The organism is Bartonella sp. SD1336NMGDW (genome assembly GCF_042193565.1).
Taxonomy (GTDB): domain Bacteria; phylum Pseudomonadota; class Alphaproteobacteria; order Rhizobiales; family Rhizobiaceae; genus Bartonella; species Bartonella grahamii.
Map to the genome: position 1 here is coordinate 1 of NZ_JBHILW010000022.1, position 12633 is coordinate 12633.

A 12633-nucleotide genomic window follows, 5' to 3' on the forward strand; every position below is an offset into this window, starting at 1 on the left:
ATTCACGTATACGCTGCATCATGACCCGCGCACTATCATTAACAGAACTAGGCGGCTGCCCTTCTGCCCAATTAATGATACTATCGGAATTGGCATTTTGATCAGCTGTGAGTGACCAGTCATAAATATCAGACATGATAAGCCCCCGTTCTTCTTAATAGCTCTTCGCGCAATTGCTCTTCTTTTTGCCGCCCATAGGAACCAACAGATTGCCGCCTAGAGGGATCAATGAGAGGTGTTAAATCTGTCGGGCGCCCAGTCGATTGTGAGAAACCCGCCATGACTGGTTGCTGCAACATTTGTTGCTGTACCATCTGTGCCTGCTGTTTTTGTCGTTCTCCATTCTCTCTCATTAAATGAAGCAAACCGGAAAAGCCCTTTTTAAGAGCACCTGCATCAATACCTTGTGCTTGTAATGGTGTGGTTTCCATAATCTGTCCTGTTAAATTATCTCTGCTTTCAGGTGCCATCATTCTGTTTGGGAATGGCGTGTCATATGCCATTAATTGCTTGCCCCCTTGATCACCTTGACCCACCTGATTACCTTGAAGTGTCTTTTGAAGCCTCTCAAACCCACACAAAGGACCCTCCTCGTTTGGTGCTGCTTGTCCATTGCTTTGGTTTTGCTGTATCGTTCTCTTCAAAGCATCTCCCGTTTTATTGTAAAGCCCATAAATATGATTCATAAAATCCCCTGCTGTAGCTTCCATGTTGCCACCGTTGAGTGTGACTGCCTGTCGACCTAAAAGCTGGCTTGCTGGGATATGTGGATTTTTGATAAGCTTTACTGCCCCTGCTGGTCCTTGTTGGTGTGCGAGGTAAAGCTCTGCTTCTGATGGTTCTCTGCCTAATGCTGTGACTAAATAACGGGTATTATCCTTCGTTAACCGTGCCATAGCATCGGTTGCTTGAAAAGGATCAAACTTGTTATTGAGTTGATAGTGTTTTGCTGTTGAATCGAGAAATTGATACAGCCCCCCTGCACTGCTGTTCTTATTTCTTGCATTTGGATTACCATTACTTTCTATCATAGCAACACGTTCAAGAAAGCTTTCTGGCAAACCATATTTTTGTGCTGCCTGTGAGATAGCACGCTTCACATTAGGATGAAAATTGATCATTAGTTTATAACCGTTCTATCAACGCTGCTATTCAAAATAATGCCAACAAAATTAATGAATTTCGTATAATTTTCTCGTGTTATTAAGCGTTTCTTTTCTGCTTCATGAAACGTCTTAATTAGTTCAACAGCTTTTTCTCTTGCTAACCCAAATTCCCCTTTTTCCCGCGCTGTTATAAGCGCTGCAATATCTCTCTCAGTATCTTTATGGACGCTTGAGAATTTGCGTCCAAATTCTCTTGCGAAATTTTTTACAACTGCCTTGATGAAAGCAATCTTTCCTATACCCATAGTCTGTTGTGCCCCCCTCTCTTCTACTTCACCCATATGGTTTGGCAATCGTGCAAAAAGTTTTGTTCTTTCCACTTCTGGTCGCAACACTTTCATAAGTTGCTTGGCTTTGTCCTCACCAAAACTCTGCCGTAATTTTTCTTGACCATTCTGCGTGTCAAACAAACTCAAAAGACTGTGTTCAAAATTCTGTGCATTGCCTGCTGCATCCTCTATTTGTGACCGCATCCCTTTTTGAAACGCATCTTTTTCCATCAACCCAAAACCCGAAAGTTGACTGTTGATTGTATCGAGATTAACGCTCTTCTTCAGCGCTTGTTTTCCCTGCTCTAAGGCATCACCGATAGTACGCTCGTCATAATAAATTTTCCGTGCTTTAGCATAATCTGGAGAGGACGTATCCAAAACGTCCAGAATGCGTTGTTTGAAATCAGTCAAATCTCGAGCATATCCCCATTTTCCTTTGATGCGCGCAGAATTAATTTGATCATCAAAAACCTCTTTCATCTTATGTAAAATCCGCATATTCAGTTTTGGATATCCATTGCTCCCTATAACTGTTGCATCCGCTTCATTTGGCATTTGCGCAATTGCTTTTTTATAGGCTTTTTGGAAGGCAGGAGTTTCTTGCAACCGCGATAAATCTTCACGAACAGCATTAGAAATAGGAGAAGCTTTCGCCCTCTCATAAAATGGTTCAGCCTTTTTCTGTGCTTGTTTGATAATCTCTTGCTTTAAATCAAGCGTATCTACTTTTGGACCCATCACATCTGTCAACGCATCCTTTACCCGCAGTGCACTCGCATCTTGTCTTTCATTCAAACGATTACTCACAAGTGAATAAGTATCATGGTCTTTTTTTGCTGCCTTAAAAGCTCTTTTAGCAAGCTCATCATGAAGATCAATAATCATTGAATCAGGACCTCGCTGTTTTAATGCTCTTTCAAGTTTATCAACACCTTCATCCCCTAAAGTTTGGCTTACATCCCTAAGCGCTCTATCGCTTATCTGAAATGCTTCTTTTTCTACACCTTGTGTTATTGGTTCAGTTTTACCAAACAATTTTCCAACTGTGTTTTTGAGAGCCGCAGATGTGTTCTTAACACCAGAAGCCGCTACTTTGAATGGTTTTGTAACAAAAGGTGTAACCTTTAAAGCAGAATGTGCCGCAAATGGTGTTGCAACGCCTAGCCCTGCACCTAACCCAGCAGACACTAGAGTATCTGCAAGCCCTTCCCCCTCACCACTGCCTGCTATTCCACCATAAATGGCTCCAGTTTTTGCTGCACGCCCCAAGCTAAATTTTGCCGCCTCTTTACTTGCTACTGCTTTCATTGCTGCTTCACCTGCAGCTTTTGCCGCTGCCCGTTCCGCACCCTCTGCTAAAGCAGATTGCACCGCCCTTTCTCCTGCTGCTAAAGCTTTACTGGTTATCTGTGCTCCTGCAACACCAGCTCTTCCTCCCAGCACAACATCAGCCCCAATTGCCGCACGAGCGGCAGCAGGAGCGCCAAGACCTGGTATTAGAAAAGGAATTGCAGCACCCGTTAAATTCCCCGCAAGAGATAGATAAAACTGATCTCGGTTCGCCGCTCTTTGATAGTCACGCCATCGCTTTGTCACTTCATTATATTTTTTGACTGCCTTATCTGTTCCATTCCACAACCCCTCCCAAAGTGCTGATGTCAACCCTGCTGCTTCATCATCATACCCCATGGTTAACCCATGAAGAGCACCCCATCCAAAAGCACCCGCTGCACTTGGATGTGGACCTTCTTCTTCTGTTGCACCACTATTTCCTGTAACAGAACCACTTAGCCTTTCCTTATTCTTCGCGAAAAGCTCTTGAAGCTGTTCTGGTGTATAGTCACTTATATGCCCAATGACTCTTGTGTTTTTACGATTAATAAGAGGGGGGATTACTTCAGCCATTGGTTTGTTTCTCCTTAATGCGTCCATCTCTATCAACGAACAACATGCCTTCCGGCAATGCTTCTATCTGTTTTTCTAGTGGATCATTTGACTGTGCATGATTTTCCTTATAAGCATCTTGCCCATAGGCGGCTCGAACGAGCTCGTTTGTTGCTTCTGCACCACCAAAAAGAATTGCGCGCGTTGCTGCATTGGATTTATTGAAAGTGTCAATAACTGTTTTTAAAGATTTCTTCATTTGCTCTGCAGAAAGATCTTGATACAGTGCCGCTACAGAGTTTTGCAATGCTTGCAATTCCATATTAGACAAATTCCCAAAGCCAGATGCGCCATTTGGTGAAAATGCTTTTGCTTTTCTCAAGGCATCAAGCCCGATACTTGCCTTCAATGAATCGAGCATATGCCCGAAATCTTTTGCCTGAGAATTAGGAAGGAACGACCCTATAGAACCCGTGAAACCAACAACATGCGGATGTGCCTCAATAGTTTTTAGCAATTCTTTAGATGCTGAGAGTATACGATTTGACCTGTCTGCTGTTTCCAGAATTCGCATTTGCATTTGTTGGTTTTTACGCTCCTCCTCCTTCTGTTCTTGAATTAATTTATGTTCTGAACCACTGCCTGCAATTGGCACCGCACGTATGCCACCAAGTGCATTTTCGTCCTTAACATACATATAACCTGATTCAGGCTTTGACAGCATGCCATCAGTATTCCCCCCTAATCCAGAAGCAGTGGAACGCTGTCCTCCTTGGACAGGTATAATTTTCCCCGTGCTTGTTGAGACTTGGAAAGTCATATCCTCAGGCAATCCCTGCTCTGCCTTTTCTTCTGATGTCAATGTTCTATAGCCTTCTTGAGGGCTTAACGTGTTGCCTATGATTTTCATGGCAAGATCTGGATATTGCGTGAGTGCTTGCGCATCTTCATCGCTATACCCTTTAGAGCGTAAAAATTGCAAAGTTTGTTTATGTTGTGCACGTACATTATTGCCCTGCCGCATAAGGATAGATGCATTTGAAAAACTTTCTTGTGGTGTCTTTCCTAACGCAAGCCCTGCAAAAAAATCCATTAAATGCTCGGAAAATTCTGATTTTCTAAAACGCTCCCATAAGCTACTTGGATTTGCTCCTGTCTGAACAAAGTTATCAAGTGACTTGATATAATCTGTTTTTTGTTCAAGATCACCACTTGCTTTTAAATGTTCCTCTTCTGGTAAGTGTGCATTCAAATGTTTTTCTTCTCCTATGGGTGCCTCAAAAAGCTTTTCCTCATCATTTCCAGAATTGTTTTTCAAAGAGTTTTCCGCTATAGATTTCTCATTAAGTTGAGCAATATAATCCATCACATTTTTTTGCTGTCGCCCAGCTTCATCCCCACTAGACTGATCAATATTCCCAACAAGTGGAGATTGAGGGATCATTGATGCAACACCTCCCTGCTCTGAGAAGTCATGCTTTTGTTGCTCTGGCGCCTCTTGTATCTTAACAGTATCCTTTGAAACATCCGGCAATGGAGGCATTTGGCGCTTTAAATCATCCGTAGACATAATCAATTCTGCTGGCGTTTTTTTTCCAGCTTCTCCTCCTCCTGTTTGAGCACCGCGAATAAGCTCTGTAGGACTCAATTTTTGTGGAGTATTATCCCCATTGCTCGCATCAAAAGGGTTTGTGCTAAAAGCAGCACGTTCTAAAAAACTTGGCTTGTATCGCCCTTCCAACGGCGTGCTTGGAGGCGTAGAAAGCTGTTCGAACAAATGCTTTGGCAATTGAGGTATGACCTGATACATCAAGGGACGCAAAAATTTTGGATCAAACAACTTTAAAAGAGAATTTGTGTTTTCTTGTTCCATCACTGCACCCTTTCCATCTCAAAGCCAAGCTTGCCATAATCCACATGCAAAAAGCCTGTCGCCTTATGCAAGAAAACAGCTTCTGGCTTTGACTTCAAAATATCCTGTGCCATCACCCCGCGATAGCGCTCTGAGTGCCCCTTGTAGTTGTATTCATAGAGTTTGTGTCCATTTCTCTGCCCAGCTTCTCTGATGTTTTCTTTTGCTCTGATATCACTAAGCCCAGCAAAAGTACCAAGGATAGTTCCAACATTTCCAACAATCTCCCACGGATTAGGTTTTGGCTGTGGAGTCAATGTCGTCATTTGTCCTGTGCGCGTTCCATAATTTCCAGCAACAGCCCCACCAGCTGTAAGCAACTTACTTAACTGGTCCCAATCAAGATTGTTCTGCTGCTCCCATTTTTGCCGCTCTTCATCTAATTGCCGTTGATGATTGGCATCAAGTACACTCCCTCCCGTCAACGCATTGAGATTTGCCTGACCTTGACCTTGAAAGAAATTATTGGCACCCGCCAACTGATTTTGGTTTGCTTGGTCAATGAGACCATTGGCATTCATCATGTTGTTGACATCTTGGTTATATTGCTGTGATAGAGCTTGTGTTGCTATGCCCCCCAATTCATCAGCCAAAACCCCAGTATGTGCACCCGAACCATAACGCCCAGCTCCTGCTAGCGAACTGTTAATAGAGCTTGTTGCCTTATTTAATGTGTTTTGAAGTGCTTCATTAAAGTAAGGGTTATTGCCTATTTGTTGCCCTGAAGCCATGTTCTTTAAGTTTTGGCTTGTTGAATTTTGCCCTGTGGCTATTCCATTTAAAGTGTTGTTATCATAGTTATGCGTATTATTGCTAAGCCCATTAATCGCATTCTTTGTTTGATCACTTAAACCCGCAACTCGCTGCCCGTCATAAACGGCTTTTCCGCTGCCTTGGTTATAAAAAGTCATGGCATCTTGAGCTGCGTGTTCAAAAATACCTTTTGCCCATGCAGGGGGTTCATTTGTTTGCGTCGTGTTTTGGGTATTCTGGATTGGTTTAGAACTTTTTCCCATATTAAAGCTGCTTTCTATATTCTAAAAGATTAACGAGATATCCATGCGATTTAAGAGATTTTTCCCACCCTCGCCTGCCTATGATGACAAGCTCTTTTGCCCCTTTTTCCTTGTAATAAGCTTCAATCTGAGTGATAAGCTTTGTTAAGGGCGCTCCTCCCTTTCCACCAAGCGTGACAATAACCGCCCTTAATGCTCCAGTGACGAGTTCCTGTAACTGTGTTGTGACATGCGCCATAAAGTTTTCATGCGCATCAACGATAATCCAAAGAACTTTTTCTCCCTTCAAAATATCGTTTAAAATGGTCTCTGTATTATAATCATCAGGGAATTTTTGATTAAAGTAAGCTATCGATTTTATGACATTCTCAAAATAGGGCGCCATTTGTTCAGCGCTCCATTTTTCTGTATTATAGATCTTAAAACTCATCTTATGCCTGCGGGTTTGAGCGTTACATCAAAGCCTGTTATATGCGTCCATGGCGTGCCTTCTGGTATTCTCAGACGCAAAGCGTGATAACGCGCCCGTGAGCGGATATTATACATCCCAATATTATAGCCGGCATAACGCTCTTTAGCCCAATTTAATTGGTTCTTGTTATCAATGATAAAAGCCGCCCCAACACTTAAAAAACCTTTTGTTGTATCCGCTTGAACAAAAGCCTCACTCATCAGGTTGATTTGCCTGCCCGTATCCCCCACAATTTGTGAAGCAATAACTGCTTCCATCGGAGGACCTGCAAAAAAACCAAATGTGTTGTCTGGCGTAAAGGCTCCCAAAACAGGCGCACCATTTTGCCACATTTTACTATCAAGAGAAGCTGGTAAATCTTTCAAGCTCTCTTGTACTTCGTCTAAGCCTTCTAATGTATAACCGGCTGCAAAAAGGGGAAATAAGAGAAGGTTTTGCCCCTTAATGACACTCCATATTTGCAAAAGCCAATCATAAACATAAATATGCATCCCTTCAGTGTTATCATTGATAGAAAAATAAACACGAGAATAGACCGGATCAATACATGCCCTCATCTCATCAATGGCAAAGTTATTGTAAAGTGTGAAGATAGTTTTATCGACTTTTCCAAAGCCAATAGGGAGCATTTCACCAGCACTGTTGATTTGATAAAAACCATCATCAGATGCAAAGAAAGTACAGTCTCCACGGCTTGCAATTGCCATACTGCTTTTAGCCCCTATTTTGTCTTTTATTTTTGCAAAACTGAAGATAATTTTAGAGCCTGGTACAAAAGTTGCGTGATAAATAGCGGAGCGCATAAAAATAAGTGGATTTGTTGATTCCGTAGACCCTTGAACATATTCTCCATCAGGAAAATCTTGATAATCGCAACTTTTCTCCCCAACCGTCCAATGTGTTGCATCATTCAAACCGGACCACTGAACACGGTTTGGCTTATCTGTTAGTTGCATCAAGCAAACAAAATCACCCCACACACGCACAAGTCCAGCACGCGGCGGATTACCACTCAAATCACAAAACCTTTCATCTGTTTTCAACGAAAGCATTTGTGGTGGGTCATTGCTATTAACAGCAATGATATGATCACCAAAGGAGGCAAAAGACCAAAGGGCGGTCTCATTGGCGTGATAGTGTGTGTGAGGTTTGCTAATGTCTTTCCAGCCGCGCGTGCTGTTGTCATATTCATAAAGCTTTGTTGGTGCACCCACAATAATGCGCACACCACCCAATGAGCGCACAGCATAGACCCCCAAAATCACATCCGGAAAAGGATCTGAGACCGGCGCCACAATGGGAAACGGAATATACGAATTTGGTGCAGGTAAAACGTTCACGATCTCACTGGAATAACCACTATTAATAAATGCAACATCTGGTCTATACTCAGCAATAGGGATAAAGGTCATCAGAAATCCGTGTGTTGAATTTTTAATAAATTCTTGCGCCGTGATGTTTCAATTTGAAGCGCATCGAGTTGCTCTTGAAACATGGCAAAAGCTGCCGCTGCCATCTGTGGTTCTTTAATAATATTCGTATAAATTTCATATTTTGCACGCGTTTTGATCAGTTCATAGGCTTCACGAAACCATATGGACGCTTCTTGTGCACTCTCAATATCTTTTATTCTCACAGGATCAAGAATAAGCCTGATAGAATAAACGCGCTCTGGTGTTGGATACAAAATAAGCTTTTGTTCAAAATAACTGTATCGTGTAGGCATGCCATGGCTACAATCATCCTCAAGATTCTCAATAACAAGCGGATCTACCTGCAAAAGCTTTGCTTTGCTGTGATTATCTCCATAAACGTAAGCATCAACAATGCGAACAGCAGCCGGAATAACTGGATTTTCCTCTGCGCCATAACGGCTTTTGCCCTTTAGAGTGGTAAAAACAACTTCGCGGCTTTCATTGAAATAAAAAGGCAATCGTTCACAAAAGCGAATAGCCGAAAATATCGCCCTTTGCACTTGATCAACATACTCATCTGTTTGATCATCTATTTCATCCTGAATATCGTTTAACATCTGGATAAAATTTTTATCCCAAGGAGCAATGGTCTGTTTGTCTCCAATCGGACCACCTGTCTGTACTATTATTGTCATATCACCCTCTTCCAAATGTCTTGGGGCATATTGTGTGGGAGGGGGGCGCAAGCAATAAACGCCCCCTTGCCTTTAACGATTGGTGTAAAACTCAACAATCACCTCAGCATCACCCTTGGTGCTTTGCTTGTCTCGTGTCATGTAAATCGTATTTTCAGCCTCTAGCGGAACATTTCGTTCCTCCATAGGTAGGGGCACATTGCCAGTGTAAGATTGCAAAAGCTTTGTTTCTCCATAATCATTGCCATTAGGTTCTTTTCCAAATATAACTTTTACATCTTCAAAATCCGCCATGGTATAAACTTGAATTCTTTTTATCAAAGCCCCACGGGGTAGAACACCAATTTTCGTTATCAGCCCTTGGTCTGTACATTTAACACGCGCCCGTAAAAAACTAACCTGCTGCGTAGAGTTGTTGCGTCCTTGCAAAACAGGTGGCAATCCCTCATCTATCATGCCAACAGTCTCAACAGTCTCAACGGGTTCAACAGGTTCATCAGGTTCCTGTGTAATTAGCGATTTTTCTGCCATAATTGTCATCCTTTAATAATTAGCTTGCTTCAGCAAAAGAAGGGATAACAATCGTGCCAAAGTCTTGTCCCCCTTGATCAGAATGCGGCAAGGTATAGCGTGACTTTTTCATGCCGATAATGGTTTTAGCTGCAACCCCAAATTCACGTTGATAATCAAACAGTTCTTCAACGAGTTTATAGCGTGTTCCCCCTTTCCCATCGCCTCCTGTTGCTCCATTGCCAACGCGCCCATAAGCCATGATAACACTTTGCGCACCAAGCAACACAGCACGGCGAACAGAGGGAACAGGCTCTTGTGTCTTTGAATTGATACCATTGGGGACATGTTCAGCTTCACGTAAGATAACTCCATTATACATCCCTAAAGAACCATTAAAAATTGGGTTCTTAGCTCCAGAGCCATCATAAGCTGCCTTGGTAATGTCTAACCATTGACCACTCTTTGTATTGGTACGCAATTGGGTCACCTGTGTTGGGTGGAGATACATCACATATGCCGATTTTCCATCAACACGAACAGGGCGCAAACGTGGATTAGCAAGTTTAGCGCGTTCAACAGCCCGATCTATAAGATCTAATGTAAAAACATCGTCTTTTGTAAGTTCTTCATCAGTCTTTTTCTTATTGGCACGAATAATACGCAATTTGCTTGGCTCTAATGGAGCATTAAAACCATAATGTACGGGTTTAAGGGTTATGGTGCGTCCTTCAAAATGCATCCATGGTGCTGTATAGCCTGCTGCCTGAATGAAGAACATCAAACTTAAGCGATCTGCATACCAATCAACAAGCCCATCTTTTGCTTCTGTTCGTAAATTAAATAAAACACGTTGTTGATCAATGGTGCCTTCATATTTTACGCGTACAGCATGAGAAAGCTCGTTAATGCGCACCGTTTCATTCATAAATTGGAGTGCTTCTTCATTGCCTTCCAGCGTTTGTCCCTCGCTAACGCCATCCCCCATAAGTTGGACTCTTAATCCGCTCGTCACAGAGTCACCAGCGGATTTTCCTAGCATATCCAATACTTGAATAATGCTGTTTTTGCCTTTTCCCATCAGCGGTGCAATGGGCAACGCTTTTGAAGTTTCTGTGTTTAGCATCTTAGCCCAAACGCCAACGGCTAATGGGTCATTAAGATTTACTTCTGTTACTGCCATTTCAATCAATGCCTTTCTTGGTTTTTAAAACTCGCCTTGCGGCTCCCCCAAACGATAACAATCACTTGGTTCTCTCTGTCGCGTCACCACGCACATCTCACGCTCTGCTCATAATTTGTTCAAATTTTTCGGGATTTTTCTCAACCCATACAGCAAATTCGGCTTCTGGCATGGAAAAGAGCGTTCTCACATCCATACCGCCTGTTGGAACTTGCCCGCCGCGCGCTGTAAGCGTCCGCGCTGCTTGAGAGCGCTCTTGAAGAGCTCCCACTTCGTCCTTAACGGGCGCGCCACTATAGCCAAAAGCTTTTGCTTTTTGCACCAGCACCTCAATTGGATTTATACCGGCTTTCTGACACTGCTGGCATATTTGGCGCAATTCAGCACCAATTTGCTGTTGCCGTGCCTCTGGGTCTTTCCATTGCGGATAAAGGCTTGCTTGCGCTTGTAAGACACTGTCTGCTCTTTCATAGAGATAGTCCGTGATACTGTCTAAATCTGGATATTTATCTTGTACCTGCGCTTTGGCTTCCTCAAAATAATCCCCCAACTTTTGGCGTTCATATTCCTCTTGACTCATGCGCTCTTGGCTCTCTCTCATATGAGAAAACTCATCAAGCAATTTCTGTTGTTCTTGTACCTTATGACTAAGCCATGCAAAATGTGCTTTTGGGTCGTCTTCTAGGGAGGGAACATTTTCCTCACGGCGGCGCGTGATTTCTTCCTGCATTGCGGCATATTTTTGCGCAAGTTCAATAGCCAATTCACGCGCTTCAATGGCGCTTTGTTCTGCCTTTTGGCGTGCTTGCCGCTCTTGCTCTAGTTTATCAGATTCTATTACATCAGAATTTGGCTGCTCTTGAAGTGGTTCTACAGCTGGCTGTTCAGAACTTTCCTCTGCATCAAAAACTTCCTCAACTTGTTCAGGCTCGACCAACTCAACAGCATTATCGCTGGCAAAATGTTCATCATAGATTGCTTGTTCTTCAGGCGTAAACTCTTCTTCCATATTCTGTTCCTTCAATGTGCTATTATATTTTTTGTCAAAACTCGATAGTGTTCCAACTGTGCCTGTAGGGCTTTGCGTTCTAAATCACGCTGCGCTATCTCATTTTTTGCCTGTTGCAACTCAAGCTGCATCCGCGCTTGTTCTTGCTTCAAGAAAAGTTCAATATTTTTCTGCTGCAATGCCGCTTGTTTCTGCTGTGCATCAAGTTGATAGAGTGTGCTCTTTGCTTGCGCTTCCTGCTGTAAAACAGCAATCTTTGCTTGCTGCTCTGGGGTTAATTGCGCCCCTTGGCTTTGTTGCATCATCTGTTGTTGCTGTTGTTCTTGTTGTGCCTGCTGTGCTTTTGCCGTTAAATTTGCTATCAATGTTGCCGGTAGTGGGGAAAGCTTAAGAAGATCTGGAATCATCTCCGGTGTTAAGAAACCACCAAGCAACGGCAACATCTGCGTAATTGCCGCAAAAGTTTTCTCTTTTTCATTGGGGCTTGTCGGTGAATCATCAACAATAATGTCATACTCAAGCGTCGTAACAGCTTCACGCGTCAACGGCACATATTGGGCATTCTCTTGTCCAGAAATACGTACCAGACGCCCATCAGAGAGATAATTCTGAATGAGATAAAGGATAATCTTTCCCTGCCTACACCGATAAAGCTTGAGATTATCAAACAGCCCCGCAAGCAAATTAAGCGTTGATTGCCGGCGTGTATTTTCCAACACATTGGCTTGGTTGACCTCCCGTGTTCCGATAAACTCAGCCGATAACCCTGTTACATGCGTTATCGCCTCACGCGATTCATTAAACAGCTGGAAAAATCCAGCGGGGAACTGTGCACTTGGCTTTGGTTGAATTTTTCCAGTCGTAAGTGCTCCCTTCTCTAACCACGTAATGGTATCCGTTCGCGCCCAACTTTCTAACGCTTGGCGCTCATCATCAAAAGCACCTCGCTCTGCCATCAAGCCGCCCTTAGACTGGCTATTAAGGATATACATCACTTGACTAAAATATTTATTCGACCATTTTTGTGGATCTTTTGCGGGGCGAACAATCCCGTAAAACTGGTTTTTAAGCTTATCCAGCGTGCCCGTGATACACTCCC

10 protein-coding genes and 2 pseudogenes are annotated in these 12633 nt (G+C 43.1%); all 12 read right to left on the reverse strand.

What is annotated here, in order from left to right; translation table 11 throughout:
• Positions 1–136 (reverse strand): annotated as a pseudogene (locus ACFIKH_RS08045) (phage tail protein); the annotation flags it as partial.
• A complete protein-coding gene (locus ACFIKH_RS08050) occupies positions 129–1121 on the reverse strand; it encodes a transglycosylase SLT domain-containing protein (RefSeq protein WP_375648526.1) in 993 nt (330 codons plus the stop codon). The gene ACFIKH_RS08050 and the pseudogene ACFIKH_RS08045, both read right to left, overlap by 8 nt.
• On the reverse strand, positions 1121–3343 hold the full coding sequence (locus tag ACFIKH_RS08055; RefSeq protein WP_375648527.1) for a hypothetical protein: 2223 nt from the start codon (positions 3341–3343) through the stop codon (positions 1121–1123). Before ACFIKH_RS08055 ends, ACFIKH_RS08050 begins: the two co-directional genes overlap by 1 nt.
• Entirely contained in the window at positions 3336–5195 is a 1860-nt protein-coding gene (locus tag ACFIKH_RS08060; RefSeq protein WP_375671431.1) for a hypothetical protein, read from the reverse strand. Before ACFIKH_RS08060 ends, ACFIKH_RS08055 begins: the two co-directional genes overlap by 8 nt.
• Entirely contained in the window at positions 5195–6250 is a 1056-nt protein-coding gene (locus tag ACFIKH_RS08065) for a tail fiber domain-containing protein (RefSeq protein ID WP_375671432.1), read from the reverse strand. Before ACFIKH_RS08065 ends, ACFIKH_RS08060 begins: the two co-directional genes overlap by 1 nt.
• Before the next feature lies 1 nt (position 6251).
• Positions 6252–6635: a hypothetical protein gene (locus ACFIKH_RS08070; RefSeq protein WP_208434517.1), complete on the reverse strand. Its 384-nt coding sequence runs from the start codon at positions 6633–6635 to the stop codon at positions 6252–6254.
• A 41-nt stretch (positions 6636–6676) separates the two neighbouring features.
• Positions 6677–8134, reverse strand: a complete 1458-nt coding sequence (locus ACFIKH_RS08075) for a hypothetical protein (protein ID WP_375648530.1) — start codon at positions 8132–8134, stop codon at positions 6677–6679.
• Entirely contained in the window at positions 8134–8832 is a 699-nt protein-coding gene (locus tag ACFIKH_RS08080; RefSeq protein ID WP_375648531.1) for a hypothetical protein, read from the reverse strand. The genes ACFIKH_RS08075 and ACFIKH_RS08080 overlap by 1 nt, the downstream gene beginning before the upstream one ends.
• A 72-nt stretch (positions 8833–8904) precedes the next feature.
• Positions 8905–9363, reverse strand: a complete 459-nt coding sequence (locus ACFIKH_RS08085) for a hypothetical protein (RefSeq protein WP_375653732.1) — start codon at positions 9361–9363, stop codon at positions 8905–8907.
• Between the two features lie 19 nt (positions 9364–9382).
• Positions 9383–10525: a N4-gp56 family major capsid protein gene (locus ACFIKH_RS08090; protein ID WP_375671433.1), complete on the reverse strand. Its 1143-nt coding sequence runs from the start codon at positions 10523–10525 to the stop codon at positions 9383–9385.
• A 97-nt stretch (positions 10526–10622) separates the two neighbouring features.
• Positions 10623–11534: a hypothetical protein gene (locus ACFIKH_RS08095; protein WP_375671434.1), complete on the reverse strand. Its 912-nt coding sequence runs from the start codon at positions 11532–11534 to the stop codon at positions 10623–10625.
• A gap of 11 nt (positions 11535–11545) precedes the next feature.
• Positions 11546–12633, reverse strand: a pseudogene (locus ACFIKH_RS08100) (phage portal protein); the annotation flags it as partial.